Genomic DNA, 15,655 nt, shown 5'->3' with positions numbered 1-15,655 from the left:
CCAGGGACGCATCATCGAGCGGTGTTGGTTACGGTCCTTTCTAGTTAAGGCGAAGACATGTTCAAAGGTTCTATCACGGCACTCATCACGCCTTTTCGTAACGGGAAGGTGGACGAAGCTGCGTTCACGCGGTTCATCAATTGGCAGATCAGCGAAGGCACGCACGGTCTCGTGCCTGTCGGTACGACGGGAGAAAGCCCGACGCTCGATCACGATGAACATAAGCGCGTCATAGAACTCGCTGTCGAAGCTGCGAAGAAGCGCGTTCCCGTGATTGCCGGTACGGGCTCGAACTCGACGGATGAGGCTGTCGAGCTTTCGCAATATGCGGAAAAAGTCGGCGCGGACGCCGTGCTCATCGTCACGCCCTATTACAACAAGCCGAGCCAGGAAGGGCTTTATCAGCACTTCAAGGCGATTAATGACGCCATCAACATTCCGATTGTTATTTACAACATTCCGAGCCGTTCGGTTGTCGATATGTCGGTCGCGACCATGGCGCGGTGCTTCGAGCTGAAGAACATCGTCGGCGTCAAAGATGCGACCGCGAACCTAGCGCGGCCCTCGCAGACGCGCGCGGCACTCGGGCCGGAGTTCTGTCAGCTTTCGGGTGAAGATGCGACGGCGCTGGCGTTCATGGCGCACGGTGGCGCGGGCTGCATTTCCGTTGCATCGAACGTTGCGCCACGGCTTTGCGCCGAGTTCCAAAATGCGTGCATGGCCGGCGATTTCAAGAAGGCATTGGCACTTCAGGATCGGCTCATGCCGCTTCACGAAGTCCTCTTTATCGAAACCAATCCGGCGCCTGTTAAATATGCAGTGTCGCGTTTGGGCTTTGGGACGTCAGACATGCGTCTTCCCATGGTTCCCATATCGGAGGCGAGCCGCAGGGCAATTGACGCCGTTCTTCTCCGCCTGGATTTGATCGACGCAAAGGCCGCCGAGTGACGGCTGTTGCCGGAAAGCATTGATCGATGGCTTCTAAACGCGACGACGGCACAACGCTGGTCGCCGAGAACCGCAAGGCGCGGCACGAGTACTTCATTACCGACAGCTGGGAAGCAGGCATCGAACTGCTCGGCTCGGAAGTGAAATCCTTGCGCCGCGGCCAGTCGAATATAGCGGAGAGCTATGCTTCGGTTGAGGACGGCGGCGTCTGGCTGATCAACAGCTATATTGCCGAATATCCGGGTGCCGCGCTTTTCCCGCATGAGCCGCGACGCAAGCGTCGTCTGCTGATGCATGCGAGCGAGATTCACAAGATCGGCATCGCTGTCGAACGGAAGGGCATGACGCTCGTTCCGCTCGAGCTCTATTTCAACGAGAAGGGCCGGGCGAAGGTGAAGATCGGCCTCGCCGAAGGCAAGAACCACTCCGATAAGCGTCAGGATGCGGCCAAGCGCGATTGGAATCGCCAGAAAGCGCGCCTGATGCGAGAGAAGGGCTGAACTCACTTGGTCAACAGCCTGCCGCCAGCTGCGATGCCGAATTTCCCGATTCCTGAGGACGACGGCGCTGCTAAGCATCTGATTGCGGGAACGCGTCTTCCCGACGTCGCGCTGCCAGCAACACGCGGGGCCAGCGTCAATCTCGCTCGTTATCAGGAGCGGGCGGTTGTTTTCGTTTACCCGATGACGGGGACGCCGGGTGTTCCCAATCCGCCCGATTGGGATGTCATTCCGGGTGCGCATGGATCGACGCCCGAAGCGGAAGGATTTCGCGACGCTTACGCGGAATTCGAACTTTTGGGCTACGAGGTCTTTGGGCTCAGCGGTCAATCATCGGAAAGCCAGCAGGCCTTCGCGACGCGTGCGGGTATTCCCTATCTCCTGCTCAGCGATGAAACGCTCGCGTTCGCCGATGCACTGAAGCTGCCGCGGTTCGAGACGGGTGGTGTGACGTACCTCAAACGTCTGACAATGGTCGTTCGGAACGGCGTGATCTATCGCGTCGTCTATCCGGTAACGGCGCCACAGTCACATGCGCGAGAATTGCTTGCCGCGCTCAGGCCAGCTCGCGCCTGATCGCTTCGAACACGGATTGGAACATCTCGGGCGTCAGCCGGCGGGTGCTCGTATTGTACCGCGAGCAATGAAAGCTGTCGTAGAGGATGCGACCGCCGCTCAGCACGTGGCGCGCGCCGTGGGCGAAGGGATAGAGCGTTTTCTTTTCGCCGAGCGCTGCGAGCGTTTGATCGTGGGCTATGCGGCCGAGCGCTAAGATAATCTTGAGCTTGTTCAAGCTCGCCAGCCGGGCCTCGAAGAACGGCCGGCACGTCGCGATTTCCTTTGGTTCTGGCTTGTTTTCGGGCGGCGCGCAGCGCACGGCATTCGAAATCATGCAATCGACGAGCTTCAGGCCATCGTCGGGCCGGGCGTGATATTCGCCTTTGGCAAATCCGTAGCGGATCAGGGTCTCATAGAGAAGAACGCCGGCATAATCGCCGGTGAACGGCCGGCCGGTTCGGTTGGCGCCCATTCGTCCCGGGGCCAGACCGACGATCAGCAGACGGGCTTGAGCGGTTCCGAATGAAGGGACTGCGCCATTGAACCAATGGGGCTCTAAGCGGGCGTTCTCTTGGCGGTATGCAACGAGCCGCGGACAGCGAGGACAATCTTTGGGAGGCTCTGGACCAAAGACTGTATTGCCTATCGTCCCGGCCGCCATGTGTCGATGCTCGTATCGAAGAAGAAGAAAGTGGGCTCAGACTTCTTCTTCCGCGAGGTCATCGTCGCCGAGATAGCTCGAGTCGCGTACGGGCGGGAGCGGAGCGCGAGGCGTATAGCTGCGTCCATCACGCGGCGCGCGACCGGCGCTCGCGCCACCGCTCTGGGCGCGTCCGACCAGCTCTTCGAGATCTGCCAGGTCGACGAATTGGTCGGCCTGACGGCGCAACTCGTCGGCAACCATCGGCGGCTGCGTCTGGAGGGTTGAAACGACGCTTACGCGCTTACCCTTTTGCTGAAGGGCGGCTACGAGGCTGCGGAAATCGCCGTCGCCTGAGAAAATGACAATGTGGTCGAGGTTCTCGGACAGACGCATGGCATCGACGGCCAGCTCGATATCCATGTTGCCTTTGACCTTCCGACGACCGGTCGCGTCGGTGAATTCCTTCGTCGGCTTCGTCACCATCGAAAAGCCGTTGTAGTCCAGCCAATCGATCAGCGGGCGGATTGACGAATATTCCTGCTCTTCAGCGAGCGCTGTGTAGTAGAGCGCCCGAACGAGCTGGCCCTTTTGCCGGAACAGCCCAAGCAGGCGCTTGTAATCAATATCGAAGCCCAAAGACTTGGCGGTCGCGTAGAGGTTCGCGCCGTCGATGAAGAGAGCAACCCGTTCGGTAGGATAAAAATGCATTTTTCGTTTCCTAAAGCGGAATGTTCTAACTAAACAGCGTCCAGTAATCTCTCTGGAAAGGGCATTAAAAGCCCAGTTTCGCTAATCGGTTACAAGGACTTAGGTAATTACGACAGGTTCATGTATCTACAGTGTAGAACGCTTCGTTCCTAATGGCTACCAGAGTTGAATGCCAGTCAACAATTGTGACAATTAGTCTATTTAATCCTGATTGGAACGGAATGCTATGGGGCGAGCAATTACGGTTTTGCTTCTCCCCGGTACTACTTGATTAATCCAATTAAACGTGGCAAAGAGGCATCAGCGTGGCGCTGGAAGGCGGTCCGATCGGCTGTTTGCGCCCTTTAATGCCTTACAACGTGCCAGTTTTTACCAAGGGAAGGTTCTGCCCATGGCTCGCGTCACCGTCGAAGATTGCGTCGACAAGATTCCGAATAGATTCGAATTGGTCCTCCTCGCTGCGCACCGCGCGCGGGCAATCGCCAACGGCAGCTCCATCACCATCGCGCCCGACGACGACAAGAATCCGGTCATCGCGCTGCGCGAGATCGCTGAGCGCACGCTTTCGCCCGACGACATGCGCGAAACGCTGATCTCGTCGATCCAGAAGAACACCGAAGTCGACGAGCCGGAAGCCGTTGCAGCGCCGTTGCTGCCGCCGGAGCGCCGCGCGCCGATGCTCGGCCGCGATGATCTTTCGTCCGACACGCAGGTCGATGTCATGACGGAAGAACAGCTTCTTCGCGGTCTGGAGAGCATGACGCCGCTGGAGCCTTCGGCCAACATCGGGTCGGGCTCAGGTTCTGGCCGTGAACGCGACCGTGATCCGCGCGACCGCTCTCGCTAATATTTCATTAGCCCGTCTAGCGACATCAAGCTCGTACCGATCTACTTTAATGTGTGCTGCGTCTTCGGTTACGCTTGCGCCCTGAAGGAGTGCGGCGGGTCATGATGCGGCAATACGAACTCGTCGAGCGGGTTCTCAAATACGATCCAAAGGCGGACGAGGCGCTGCTCAATCGCGCCTACGTCTATGCGATGAAGGCGCACGGCCATCAGAAGCGTGCGTCGGGGGCGCCGTATTTTTCGCATCCGCTCGAAGTGGCGGCCATTCTCACAGACCTGAAGCTCGACGACGCAACCATTGCGACGGCGCTTCTCCATGATGTGATCGAGGATACGGATGCGACGCGAGCCGAAATCGACCAGATGTTCGGGCCGGAGATCGGCAGCCTCGTTGATGGTCTGACAAAGATCAAACGCCTCGATCTCGTTTCCAAAAAGGCCGAACAGGCGGAAAGTTTCCGGAAGCTCCTCATCGCGATCTCGAGCGATATCCGGGTGCTTCTCGTCAAGCTCGCGGACCGTTTGCACAACATGCGGACGCTCGAGCACATGAAGCCCGAGAGTCGCCGCCGCAATTCGGAAGAGACGCTCGACATCTACGCGCCGCTTGCCGGCATGATGGGCATGCAGGCGCTACGCGAGGAGCTCGAGGATCACGCCTTTCGCTGGCTGCATCCCGAGGCGCATGACGCGCTTACCGAAAAGCTCGGAGAAATGCGGGAGCGTAATCGCGGGCTTGTCGAGGAGATCCGGCAAGCGATCGCGCGCAAATGCGCCGATGCCGGCATCAAGGCCGAGACCTTCGGGAGAGAGAAAAAGCCTTATGCCATCTGGAGCAAGATGGAGCATAAGCAGATCAGCCTGGAGCAGCTGTCCGACATCTACGGGTTTCGGGTGGTCGTACATTCGATCGAAGACTGCTACCGGGTGCTCGGCATCGTGCACACCACGTGGAGCACGGTTCCCGGCCGATTCAAAGACTACATATCGGCTCCGAAGCGGAACAATTATCAGTCGATCCACACGACCGTTTACGGTCCGCGCCATCAACGCGTCGAGCTGCAGATTCGTACCTACGACATGCAGCATATCGCCGAGTTCGGTATCGCTGCGCATGCGCTCTACAAGGATCAGCAGCACGGCCGCGTCAATGGCCACGACTTCGAGTCTACATTGGACGGGGACGACAGCCCGTATGGGCGACTTCGAGTGATGATCTCGTCGCTGCTTGAGGCCGCGAATCCGGAGGAATTTCTCGAGCACACGAAGCTCGAACTGTTTCACGATCAGGTCTTCTGCTTCACGCCGAAGGGCCGGCTCATCGCGCTTCCGCGCGGGGCTACGCCGCTCGATTTCGCCTATGCCGTGCATACCGACATCGGCAACGAAGCGATCGCGGCCTACATCAATGGCCGTCACGTTCCGATCGATACGCATCTGCGCAACGGCGACGAGGTCGTCATCGAGACGTCGAAGGGACATATCCGACCGGCGGCGTGGGAGGCCTTCGCTGTTACGGGGCGTGCACGAGCGGCGATACGACGAGCGGCCCGCGAGGCCGAACGCCGGCGCTTCATGGAACTCGGGCGGCAGCTCGTTACTTCGACGCTTGCGGGGCTCGAGGTCGATTACTCAGAGGAGAAGGTCAAAGCCGCGGCGCCGAAGGTTGGCTTCAAGACGGCTGACGATCTACTGGCGGCCGTCGGGCGGAACGATATTCCGCTGCAGGACGTGCTCGGCGCGATCCTGCCGCACGGGCAAGCGCCTGGTGACGAAGGGTACAAGCCGACGCGGCGCTTCGGGCGCGCCCGCGAGCAAGACGGCTGGTTCAATATCGAAAAGGTCAAAAGCCTTAAATTCCGGACGTCCGAAATAGACAGCACGACGGCTGTGTCGATTGGCGGTCCAAGTCAGGAATTACCGGTCGCATTCGAACCCGGCGGCGCGGTTCCGGGTGACCGGATCGTCGGTGTCATGGCGCCCGGCGAGGGCATCCGGGTGTTCCAGATCCATTCACCACGTCTGAAGGAATACGAGGAAGAGCATTGGATCGACGTGACTTGGGACGTCGATCCCGAGCGGCCCCAGCGTTTCCCGGCAAGAATCAGTGTCACCGCGGTTAACGCGCCGGGCTCACTGGCTGAGATCGCCAAAGTGATCGGCGAGACGGGTGGCAATATCGACAATATCAAGATGGCTCGCCGTGCGGCAGACTTCACGGTGATGCATATTGAGCTTGAGGTTTTCGATTTGGTGCATTTGAACCACATCGTTGCTGGACTCAGGGCGAAATCCTCCGTTGCGAAGGTGGAACGCCTGTTCGAGTGAGCTATTCTATGCCTTCACTGGATTGAGGCTTTTCGAAGCGTCGATAGGAACCGTGTCGTTGAACGAGAAGCCTACAGCAGCTGGAGCGCGTGAGACCCTATGGCCGTTCAGGGCGGCCGGGCTGCGGAACAAGCTTCGCTTCTTCTGGCGGCGCATCCTTCTGCTTCGGGCAACACCGCATGAGGTGGCGCTGGGCTTCGCGCTCGGGGTGTTCAGTGCGTGCACGCCGTTTCTCGGCGTTCAAACGATCCTCGCGCTTGCGCTCGCCTTCGTCCTGCGTGTCAGCATGCCCGCGGCACTGCTCGGGACATTCATCGGCAACCCCTTGAGCTGGCCCGCGATCTGGAGCGGGTCGTACGTCGCGGGCGCATTGCTTCTCGGTCAAGATCCCGCCTATGCCGCCGATCATTTTACCGATACGGCCAATGCGCTTGGCGCAACGTTGAGTGCCCCCTCGCCAGAGACCCTCAATACGGCCGTCGATCATCTTTCGCCCATCGTGGAGCCGATGATCGTGGGTGGTCTTCTCGTCGGCTTGATAGCCGCGATATTTAGCTACTATCCTACACGCCGAGCGGTGCGCGTTTTCCAACGGCACCGCAGGCTCCGCTGAACTATCGGCGGCGGCAGAACAAATCCCTCATTTTCATTGGTGGCAGTGAAGCACGTGGCGGCAAACCGCAAAGTCTCGGAAACTGGCCAAGCGTCAACGCCCGTTCGTGCGTTGCGGCTCGGCGTAAACATCGATCATGTCGCGACGCTCAGGAATGCGCGCGGCGGCATGCATCCTGATCCGCTTCGTGCGGCCCATCTCGCGATCGAAGGTGGTGCCGACGGCATCACCGCGCATCTCAGGGAAGACCGCCGGCACATTTCTGATACCGACATCACGCGCCTCAAGAATGAGCTGACGCGTCCGCTCAATCTCGAAATGGCGGCCACGGACGAAATGCTCCAGATCGCGTTGCGGCATGTGCCAAACGCGTGCTGCCTCGTGCCGGAAAGGCGCGAGGAGCGGACGACCGAAGGCGGCCTCGACGTGCAGGGAGCGGCGAAGACGCTCAAGCCGTTCGTAGCCAAGCTCAAGGATGCGGGCATCCGGGTTTCATTGTTCATCGAGCCCGACATCAAGACGATAGAGGCGTCGTCGGATGTGGGCGCCGATATCGTCGAACTTCATACCGGCAGGTATTGCAATCTCGCGCTTGAACACGATGCTGCCGGCGTCGCCTTCGAGATCGAGCGGCACAGGAAAGCGGCGAGCGCTGCCGCGTCGGTGGGACTTGAAGTTCATGCCGGACACGGCCTTACCTACAACACAGTGCAGCCCATTGCGCGCATCCCCGAGATCGTGGAGCTCAACATCGGGCACTTCCTGATCGGAGAGGCGATTTTCGGCGGCCTTTCCATGGCCGTCCGCCGCATGCGCGTTCTGATGGACGAAGCGCGTGAGGCGTTGTCGGCGCAGAGAGGGCGATGATCATCGGCATAGGCAATGATCTCTGCGATATCCGACGGATAGAGCGGACGATCGAGCGCTATGGCGACCGCTTTCTTCAGCGGGTATTCACGGCGGAAGAGCGCCGCAAGGCGTTCTCGCGGGCCCATTCGGCTCGAACGTTTGCAAAGCGCTTTGCCGCGAAGGAAGCGGCTTCGAAAGCTCTCGGGACCGGCTTTCGCTACGGCGTGTATTTGAAAGACATCGGCGTCGTGAATGCTTTGTCGGGTCGTCCGACCTTGGCGCTTACCGGTGGCGCGGCGCAGCGCCTAGCGCACTTGATCCCCGAGGGCTACGAGGCGCGCATCGACGTCACCCTGACGGACGAATATCCGCTTGCCCAAGCCATCGTGATCATCTCCGCGGTCCGGGATGAGGGAAATCGACGCGACTGACTATTTCGCCGCGGTTAAAATCGCCTCAGAGCGCTTACCTGCCTAAATGCCCGATGCAGCGCTGAGTTACTGTTATTCCTTACGGTTTTGTCAGGTTTGTGCCCGTCGTTGCGGCTCAGGAGCAAACTCGCTATAGCGGACCGCCTAACATGAAGCGAGCCCCGGCCAATGCCGCTCGGCGGCGCAGAGGAGCCTCTGGATGAGCGTTGGTATCAAGGCGTCGAGATCGAGTTGGTCTGAAACCCTCATCATCGTCGTCGAAGCACTCGCCATTGCGATGTTCGTCCGCGTCTTCTTTTATCAGCCCTTCAATATTCCCTCGGGCTCGATGAAGGAGACGCTGCTGATCGGCGATTACCTGTTCGTCTCGAAGCTATCCTACGGTTACAGCAAGTTTTCTTTTCCCTTCAGTCCGAACCTCTTTGAGGGACGCATCTTCGGTGGGGAGCCAAAGCGCGGAGACGTCGCCGTCTTCAAGCTGCCGCGGGACAACTCGACCGACTACATCAAGCGGGTCATCGGTCTGCCGGGTGATGAAATTCAGATGAAGAGTGGTCAGCTCTTCATCAACGGGCAGGCGATACCGAAGCAGCCCGCGGGTGAATTCACTACATTCGAGGATGGTCGCGAGCGAACGATTGCGGTATTTGAGGAAACGCTTCCCAACGGCGTGAAGTACAAGGTTCTCGATAGCGACCCGAATGGCCCCTACGACAATACGGGGGTCTACAAGGTTCCCGAGGGTCATTACTTCATGATGGGTGACAACCGCGACAACTCAACCGACAGCCGGGTGCGCAGCGCTGTCGGGTTCGTCCCTTACGAGAACTTTATCGGTCGTGCCGAGATCATCTTCTTCTCCGCCAAAGTCGACGAGCCCGATGCCTTCAGATGGTATGCGCCCTGGACTTGGCCGTTTGACATCCGCTGGAACAGGTTCTTCACTCTCGTGCGGTGACCGCAAATCGGCATTCGCGCCATGCTGAGACCTCGCAAGTTTAAAGAACTCGAGACGAAACTCGGATACAAGTTCAAGGATCCCGCGCTCCTGGAGCGTGCGCTGACACACGCGAGCGTGCGCGGCGGCAAGGTTGCCCGGTTCGACAACGAGCGGCTGGAGTTTATCGGCGACCGCGTTCTTGGTCTCGCGATCGCCGAGGCCCTCAACGGGCAATATCCCGACGCCAGCGAAGGGGAACTAGCGCGGCGTTACAATCGTCTTGTTAGAGGCGAGGCGTGCGCCAAGGTGGCTCGTAATATCGGGCTTGGCGCCCATCTTATTCTTTCGGAAAGCGAAGCCGATAGCGGCGGCCGCAACAAAACGACTATTCTAGCTGACGCGGCCGAGGCCCTTCTGGGCGCCGTGTTCATCGATGGCGGTTTCGAAAAGGCGCGCGGTGTCGTACACCGGCTCTGGCAGGAACAAAGCGAACTCGTTCCCGAGGTGGCGGTTGATGCCAAATCGGCGTTGCAGGAATGGGCGCAAGGGCAGGGCTTGGCGCTGCCACGATATACGGTCGTTGCGCGCAATGGGCCCGATCACGCGCCTCGCTTCACGGCCGAAGTCTTGATTACCGGAAAAGCGCCCGCGCAGGGCGAGGGGGCTTCGAAGCGGATTGCTGAGCAGGCCGCAGCAACTGCGCTACTAACTCGAGAAGGCGTAGGAGCCCGCATAGGCGATGTCTGACAACAAAACAGTTTCTTCGCCGCCCGACCCAGCCGATCAGCGCTGCGGTTTCGTTGCCGTCATTGGGCCGACGAACGCCGGCAAGTCGACGCTCGTCAACGCGCTCGTCGGCGCCAAGGTCGCGATCGTCTCTCACAAGGTTCAAACGACCCGCGCGCCCATTCGCGGTATCGCGATCGAGGGCAATAGCCAGATCGTCTTCATCGATACGGCCGGCATCTTCAACCCGAAGCGCCGCTTGGATCGCGCGATGGTGGACGCGGCGTGGGGCGGCCTCGAAGACGCGGATGCGGTGCTGCTCGTCATCGATGCGGCGGCCGGGATCGACGATGATGTCAGGGGTATCATCGAGCGGCTGAAGTCCGCGCGGATGCCGAAGATTGCGATTTTGAATAAAATCGACCGCGTGGACGACAAGCCGAGGCTGCTGTCGCTGGCAAAAATGGTCGATGAGCTTCTCGCGCCCGATCGCATCTTCATGATCTCGGCCACTGAGGGTCAGGGCATCAAGGATTTGCGGACGCATCTCGCAAATCTCGTCCCCAAGGGGCCGTGGCACTATTCGGAAGACGACGTCACCGACGTGCCGATGCGAACGCAAGCCGCCGAGATGACGCGCGAAAGCGTCTACCGCTTCCTGCATCAGGAGCTTCCGTACACGACGACGGTCGAGACCACGGATTGGAAGACTCTGAAAGACGGATCAGCGCGCGTCGAGCAGACGATTTATGTCGAACGCGACAGCCAGAAGAAGATCGTGCTCGGCAAGGGTGGCGACACGATCAAGAAGATATCGAGTACGGCCCGGCACGCGATCGAAGAGATGGCTGGCCACCGGGTGCATCTCTTCCTATTCGTCAAAGTGCGTGAGAACTGGGAAAGCGACCCCGAGCGTTATCGGGAAATGGGTCTTCCTTTCCCCAAATCGTAAGGCGCCGGCTATTCAGCCATATGCAATGGTCCGATGAAGGCATCGTTCTTTCGGTAAAAGCCCACGGCGAGACTGCCGCGGTCGTCGATTTGTGGACGAGGGCGCATGGGCGGCACATGGGGCTCGTACATGGCGGGCGTTCGCGGCGCCTAAGGCCAATTCTTCAACCCGGCAATCATGTCGATGCGGAATGGAAGGCGCGTCTCGCCGACCAGCTCGGGACCATGAGCGTCGAGATGCGCCGAGCCTTCGCCGCCGAGACGATGGACGATGCGCAGGCGTTGATGGCGCTTTCATCGATCACCGCCCTGACGCGGCTTTTGCCCGAGCGCGATCCCCATCCTAATCTTTATGAAATCACGCTGTTCGTTCTTGGCTTTCTCAATGACGCGACCGTGTGGCCAGCGCTGCTCGTCCGATGGGAGATGGCACTTCTCGATGAGCTCGGCTTCGGCCTCGATCTCAGTCAATGCGCGGCGACGGGAAGCAACGACCAGCTCATCTATGTTTCGCCGAAGTCGGGCCGCGCCGTGTCCGCCTCCGCGGGTGAGCCCTACCGCGATAAACTTCTGGCGTTGCCTCAGTTCCTGACGAAGCAGCGATCGGGACCGGTGACGGCGCAAGACGTCAATCTCGGGTTCGTGCTGACGGGACATTTCATCGAGAAGCATCTTCTGCTCCCGCGCGGCCAATCGCTCCCGCAATCGCGCGCCCGGCTACTGGCCCAGCTGGCCGCCTGAGATCCGATTGAGGAGTCTTTTCCTGCTCTTCGTCAGAGCGTTCGCGACGGGTATCCGGCCGAAGTCCGTTCTTCTAGCCACTGCCGGACCATGTGAATGCGGGATCACGCGACGGCAGAAACTGTTCGCACCGCGGAGTTCTTTTTTGCCGCCGGTGCTTTTCAACTGGCCGCGTGCGTCCGATATCGTACTCAGCCGGCATGCCCGTTCGGAAATCCCCCCTTCCGGACGGGCTTTATATTTGCGTCCGGCGACTCCCCTGTGGGAGCCGGCCGCCGGACGCGGGAACCCGCCGGACGCGGACGCCTTCAGCAACTGTTCATTCTGAGGTGTAGATAACTCTATTGAGACTTACCCGTCGCGCACGCGGGAGCACGGCGGGGGGTTACGGGGGTCGCAGCGGGGAGCTGCGGCCCCCGAACGTTTTTGAAGCTTGTGACGGCGCGGCCACTATCTACGTCACCGGCTTTCGGGTGTTCATTTTCCGTGCGCCTCTTAAGGTGCAATTAAACATCGCGACCTACGCTCTAGGCCACAGTTTAGTCCTGGGTGTGGGGGCATTCGATGAGTGGGCTGCGGTCGCTGCCGATAGACGAGATTTCGAAGCGCGGAACGATCGATCTGATCGATATTTTGCATTTTCGGCGCGTCTTCTATGAAGACGGGATCATCTCATCGGATGAAGCCGATCTGCTTTTCGCGCTGAATGACGCTTGCGGCAGGTATAACCCGGAGTGGCCCGATTTCTTCATTGAAGCCATCACCGATTATATCGTCTTTCAGGAAGCGCCGCGGGGCTACATCACGGCGGCCAACGCCAAATGGCTGATCGATCGCGTTTCGAAAGACGGGAAGATTGATCGAAAAACCGAACTTGATCTCGTCGTCAACATTCTCGACAAGGCGCGCTGGGCGCCCGTCAGCCTCGTCAAGTTTGCGCTCGAGCAGGTGAAGCACGCGGTCATCGAAGGGACCGGGCCATTGCGCAGAGGCAAAGCTCTGCCGGATGGCAGCATCAGCGAAGCTGAGGTCGATCTTATTCGGCGCATGCTCTACGCTTTTGCGGGGGATGGGGCCGTCGCCGTGACACGGGCCGAGGCGGATGTTCTATTTGATATCGACGAAGCCATTTCGAGCGGCGCGCCTAATCCCGCGTGGACAGATCTTTTCGTGAAGGCGATCGCCAATGTGATGATGGCGGCATCAGGCTACGCGGTTCCCTCGCGCGAAGAGGCGCTGAAGCAGGAAGCGACGTTCGAGGACCAGGAAGAGGAGACGTCTATCCTCGCCGCTCTCCTATCCATGGTGCAGTCGAACCTAGCCTCCGTGCAGGACGCTTATCTCGATCAGACTGCTGAGGAGAGGGCTCTGGCGCGCCTCGAGCACCAGCGAATCGAGATCATCACGCACGAGGAAATCACCGAAGCGGAGGCGACTTGGCTCGTCAGCCGCCTCGGGCGCAACGGCCGTTTGAGCCCGAGCGAGAAGGCGCTGGTCTCGTATCTCAATCGCGAAAGTCCCCGGATTCACCCTGTTCTCACCGAGGCTGTGTGCCGGCTCGGCGACGCAGCCTGATGAGATAAAGAGGCAGGGCTCGATTAACGCCCGATCTGGCAGGCAACGGCTGCTTGCCGACGATCATTTCCTGTGCGGCAGCGGATCGCATAGTCAGTGACTTCGGTCCATCTCCTGGCGTGTTTACGCGGCCTTCTGCAGGCTCTAGAACGGCGTGAAGCCTTGCGACAAGCTGAGGCACCTGAATGAGTTTACGGGAAGGACCGAGACCCGCCGATGTTCAAGAAAATTCTGATTGCCAACCGCGGTGAGATCGCCTGCCGCGTAATTAAGTCGGCGCGCAAAATGGGCATCAAGACGGTGGCGGTCTATTCGGACGCCGACCGGGATGCTCTCCATGTTGAAATGGCGGATGAAGCCGTCCACATCGGTCCCGCGCCCGCCAATCAGTCCTACTTGCTGATGGATAAGATTATCGAGGCCTGCAAGGCAACGGGCGCCGAGGCGGTTCATCCAGGTTACGGATTCCTATCGGAGCGGGAGGCGTTTCCGGTCGAGCTTCAGAAGCACGGTATCGTCTTCATCGGTCCCAACCCCCGAGCCATAGCCGCGATGGGCGACAAGATCGAGAGTAAGAAGGCGGCGGCTGCCGCCAAGGTTTCAACCGTTCCCGGCTACATGGGCGAGATCAAGGACGCGAAGCACGCGGTCCAGATCGCCAATGAGATTGGCTATCCGGTGATGATCAAGGCCTCCGCAGGCGGCGGCGGCAAGGGCATGCGCATCGCCTATGACGCGAAAGAGGCCGCGGAAGGTTTCGAGCTTGCCCGTTCGGAAGCCAAGTCGTCGTTCGGCGACGATCGCTGCTTCGTCGAGAAGTTCATCGAAAATCCCCGCCACATCGAAATTCAGGTGCTCGGCGATAAGCACGGCAACGTCGTCTATCTGGGCGAGCGCGAATGCTCCATTCAGCGCCGCAACCAGAAGGTTCTCGAGGAAGCGCCCTCGCCACTGCTCGACGAGAAAACCCGTAAGGCGATGGGCGAGCAGGCAGTCGCTCTGTCGAAGGCTGTCGGCTACGATAGCGCGGGCACGGTCGAATTCGTCGCCGGCCAGGACCGTTCCTTCTATTTTCTCGAAATGAACACGCGTCTGCAGGTCGAGCATCCGGTGACGGAACTCGTGACCGGCGTCGACCTCGTCGAGCAGATGATCCGGGTTGCGGCGGGTGAGAAGCTGCCGTTCAAGCAGTCGGACATCAAACTCAACGGCTGGGCTGTCGAAAGCCGCGTCTACGCTGAAGATCCGTTCCGGAACTTCCTGCCTTCCATCGGCCGTCTGGTCAAATACCGGCCGCCGGCAGAGGGCACCAAGGACGGCGTGACTGTTCGCAACGACACCGGCGTCTTCGAGGGTGGCGAAATCTCGATGTATTACGATCCGATGATCGCCAAGCTCGTCACGCATGCGCCGACGCGCGAAGCGGCCATCGACGCGCAGTCGGCCGCCCTCGACGCGTTTTACATCGACGGCATCCAGCACAACGTGCCCTTCGTCTCCGCGATGATGCAGCACCCGCGCTGGCGCTCCGGCAAGATTTCGACCGGCTTCATCAAGGAAGAATATCCTGAAGGCTTCGCGCCGCGGGCGCCTGAGGGCAAGGATCTGGTCACGCTCGCCGCTGTGGCGGGTACGATCGATCACCTCGGTAATACGCGCCGTCGCGATATCACGGACCAGATGTCCGGACACTCGATCAGCTTTGCCAAGCGCCGTATCGTCAAAATCGGATCGGCGACGGTTGAGCTCGAAGTCCTCGGCGCCATTCCAGGACCGTACTATGTGTCGGTCCTCGACGGCGAAGGCGAGCCGAAGAAGACCATGGAGATCACATCTGAGTGGTGGCCCGGTGAGCCCGTCTGGTTTGGTACGGTCGACGGAGCCGACGTTGCGGTTCAGGTTCGTCCGATTCCCAATGGTCTGACCCTTTCGTACCGCGGTATTCAGGCGGCGACGTACGTTTATACGCAGCGCGAGGCGGAACTTGCGGCGCTGATGCCGGTCAAGGTCGCGGCCGACATGTCGAAGTTCCTGCTGTGCCCGATGCCGGGTCTGGTCAAAGCGATCAATGTCGCCGAGGGCCAGGAGGTTAAGGCTGGGGACAATCTTGCAATCGTCGAAGCCATGAAGATGGAGAACATCTTGAAGGCGGAGCGCGACGGCAAGGTGAAGAAGGTTGCCGCGCAACCCGGTGACAGCCTCGCCGTCGACGCGGTGATCCTCGAGTTCGCTTGAGCGCGCTCGCCTGAGCCGGTGGGCGTCAGGAATAGAAACAATGTGTGAGGCAGGCGGCCTGGC

At 59.8% G+C, this 15,655-nt stretch carries 16 protein-coding genes; 14 read left to right on the top strand and 2 right to left on the bottom strand.

Going from position 1 to position 15,655, the window contains the following annotated elements; all coding sequences use genetic code 11:
- The first annotated feature begins 57 nt into the window (after positions 1 to 57).
- Genes dapA through G359_RS14785 form a run of 3 tightly spaced genes read left to right on the top strand, consistent with a single transcriptional unit; the run spans position 58 to position 2,024 of the window.
- Complete coding sequence (gene dapA / locus G359_RS14795) at positions 58 to 948, top strand: 4-hydroxy-tetrahydrodipicolinate synthase (RefSeq protein WP_045836750.1); 891 nt, start codon at positions 58 to 60, stop codon at positions 946 to 948.
- Positions 949 to 974: 26 nt separating this feature from the next.
- Entirely contained in the window at positions 975 to 1,448 is a 474-nt protein-coding gene (gene smpB / locus G359_RS14790; RefSeq protein WP_045836749.1) for an SsrA-binding protein SmpB, read from the top strand.
- Between the two features lie 6 nt (positions 1,449 to 1,454).
- A complete protein-coding gene (locus G359_RS14785; RefSeq protein WP_371199071.1) occupies positions 1,455 to 2,024 on the top strand; it encodes a peroxiredoxin in 570 nt (189 codons plus the stop codon).
- Here the strand turns inward: G359_RS14785 and G359_RS14780 are convergent.
- Both G359_RS14780 and G359_RS14775 read right to left on the bottom strand, forming a co-directional pair.
- Positions 2,005 to 2,667: a uracil-DNA glycosylase gene (locus tag G359_RS14780; protein ID WP_045836747.1), complete on the bottom strand. Its 663-nt coding sequence runs from the start codon at positions 2,665 to 2,667 to the stop codon at positions 2,005 to 2,007. The two genes, G359_RS14785 and G359_RS14780, sit on opposite strands and share 20 nt — an antisense overlap.
- A gap of 36 nt (positions 2,668 to 2,703) precedes the next feature.
- Positions 2,704 to 3,357: a LabA-like NYN domain-containing protein gene (locus G359_RS14775; protein ID WP_045836746.1), complete on the bottom strand. Its 654-nt coding sequence runs from the start codon at positions 3,355 to 3,357 to the stop codon at positions 2,704 to 2,706.
- A gap of 391 nt (positions 3,358 to 3,748) precedes the next feature.
- Here G359_RS14775 and rpoZ point away from each other — a divergent pair, with 391 nt between their 5' ends.
- The 11 genes from rpoZ to G359_RS14720 all read left to right on the top strand — a co-directional run bounded on the left by rpoZ (position 3,749) and on the right by G359_RS14720 (position 15,592).
- Positions 3,749 to 4,204 (top strand): DNA-directed RNA polymerase subunit omega, encoded by a 456-nt coding sequence (gene rpoZ, locus G359_RS14770; RefSeq protein WP_045836745.1) that lies wholly within the window; start codon positions 3,749 to 3,751, stop codon positions 4,202 to 4,204.
- A 101-nt stretch (positions 4,205 to 4,305) separates the two neighbouring features.
- A complete protein-coding gene (locus tag G359_RS14765; protein WP_045836744.1) occupies positions 4,306 to 6,531 on the top strand; it encodes a RelA/SpoT family protein in 2,226 nt (741 codons plus the stop codon).
- Between the two features lie 52 nt (positions 6,532 to 6,583).
- A complete protein-coding gene (locus tag G359_RS14760) occupies positions 6,584 to 7,144 on the top strand; it encodes a DUF2062 domain-containing protein (RefSeq protein WP_245280045.1) in 561 nt (186 codons plus the stop codon).
- A 54-nt stretch (positions 7,145 to 7,198) separates the two neighbouring features.
- Entirely contained in the window at positions 7,199 to 8,011 is an 813-nt protein-coding gene (locus G359_RS14755) for a pyridoxine 5'-phosphate synthase (RefSeq protein ID WP_045838059.1), read from the top strand.
- Positions 8,008 to 8,424: a holo-ACP synthase gene (acpS, locus tag G359_RS14750; protein ID WP_045836743.1), complete on the top strand. Its 417-nt coding sequence runs from the start codon at positions 8,008 to 8,010 to the stop codon at positions 8,422 to 8,424. Before G359_RS14755 ends, acpS begins: the two co-directional genes overlap by 4 nt.
- Before the next feature lie 199 nt (positions 8,425 to 8,623).
- Positions 8,624 to 9,382, top strand: coding sequence for a signal peptidase I (gene lepB / locus G359_RS14745; RefSeq protein WP_045836742.1), 759 nt, complete (start codon positions 8,624 to 8,626; stop codon positions 9,380 to 9,382).
- A gap of 21 nt (positions 9,383 to 9,403) precedes the next feature.
- The gene (gene rnc / locus G359_RS14740; RefSeq protein ID WP_045836741.1) at positions 9,404 to 10,111 is read left to right on the top strand and encodes a ribonuclease III; all 708 of its coding nucleotides are present in this window, start codon (positions 9,404 to 9,406) and stop codon (positions 10,109 to 10,111) included.
- A complete protein-coding gene (gene era / locus G359_RS14735) occupies positions 10,104 to 11,042 on the top strand; it encodes a GTPase Era (RefSeq protein WP_045836740.1) in 939 nt (312 codons plus the stop codon). The genes rnc and era overlap by 8 nt, the downstream gene beginning before the upstream one ends.
- A gap of 20 nt (positions 11,043 to 11,062) precedes the next feature.
- Positions 11,063 to 11,782 (top strand): DNA repair protein RecO, encoded by a 720-nt coding sequence (recO, locus tag G359_RS14730; RefSeq protein WP_045836739.1) that lies wholly within the window; start codon positions 11,063 to 11,065, stop codon positions 11,780 to 11,782.
- A 564-nt stretch (positions 11,783 to 12,346) separates the two neighbouring features.
- Positions 12,347 to 13,357 (top strand): hypothetical protein, encoded by a 1,011-nt coding sequence (locus G359_RS14725; protein ID WP_045836738.1) that lies wholly within the window; start codon positions 12,347 to 12,349, stop codon positions 13,355 to 13,357.
- 216 nt (positions 13,358 to 13,573) lie between these two features.
- Complete coding sequence (locus G359_RS14720; RefSeq protein ID WP_045836737.1) at positions 13,574 to 15,592, top strand: acetyl-CoA carboxylase biotin carboxylase subunit; 2,019 nt, start codon at positions 13,574 to 13,576, stop codon at positions 15,590 to 15,592.
- The last annotated feature ends 63 nt before the right edge of the window (positions 15,593 to 15,655 follow it).

It is taken from the genome of Hyphomicrobium sp. 99, assembly GCF_000384335.2.
Lineage (GTDB): Bacteria > Pseudomonadota > Alphaproteobacteria > Rhizobiales > Hyphomicrobiaceae > Hyphomicrobium_B.
Note: the sequence above shows the minus strand (reverse complement) of the source record. Positions and strands in the feature narration are given on the sequence as shown.

What these genes read in the sequence shown, in the direction of transcription:
- G359_RS14725 (WP_045836738.1), top strand. Translation starts at nt 12,347, where the DNA reads ATGAGTGGGCTGCGGTCGCTGCCGATAGACGAGATTTCGAAGCGCGGA.
- G359_RS14780 (WP_045836747.1), bottom strand. Translation starts at nt 2,667, where the DNA reads ATGGCGGCCGGGACGATAGGCAATACAGTCTTTGGTCCAGAGCCTCCC.
- lepB (WP_045836742.1), top strand. Translation starts at nt 8,624, where the DNA reads ATGAGCGTTGGTATCAAGGCGTCGAGATCGAGTTGGTCTGAAACCCTC.
- recO (WP_045836739.1), top strand. Translation starts at nt 11,063, where the DNA reads ATGCAATGGTCCGATGAAGGCATCGTTCTTTCGGTAAAAGCCCACGGC.
- G359_RS14720 (WP_045836737.1), top strand. Translation starts at nt 13,574, where the DNA reads ATGTTCAAGAAAATTCTGATTGCCAACCGCGGTGAGATCGCCTGCCGC.
- acpS (WP_045836743.1), top strand. Translation starts at nt 8,008, where the DNA reads ATGATCATCGGCATAGGCAATGATCTCTGCGATATCCGACGGATAGAG.
- dapA (WP_045836750.1), top strand. Translation starts at nt 58, where the DNA reads ATGTTCAAAGGTTCTATCACGGCACTCATCACGCCTTTTCGTAACGGG.
- rnc (WP_045836741.1), top strand. Translation starts at nt 9,404, where the DNA reads ATGCTGAGACCTCGCAAGTTTAAAGAACTCGAGACGAAACTCGGATAC.
- smpB (WP_045836749.1), top strand. Translation starts at nt 975, where the DNA reads ATGGCTTCTAAACGCGACGACGGCACAACGCTGGTCGCCGAGAACCGC.
- G359_RS14765 (WP_045836744.1), top strand. Translation starts at nt 4,306, where the DNA reads ATGATGCGGCAATACGAACTCGTCGAGCGGGTTCTCAAATACGATCCA.
- rpoZ (WP_045836745.1), top strand. Translation starts at nt 3,749, where the DNA reads ATGGCTCGCGTCACCGTCGAAGATTGCGTCGACAAGATTCCGAATAGA.
- era (WP_045836740.1), top strand. Translation starts at nt 10,104, where the DNA reads ATGTCTGACAACAAAACAGTTTCTTCGCCGCCCGACCCAGCCGATCAG.
- G359_RS14775 (WP_045836746.1), bottom strand. Translation starts at nt 3,357, where the DNA reads ATGCATTTTTATCCTACCGAACGGGTTGCTCTCTTCATCGACGGCGCG.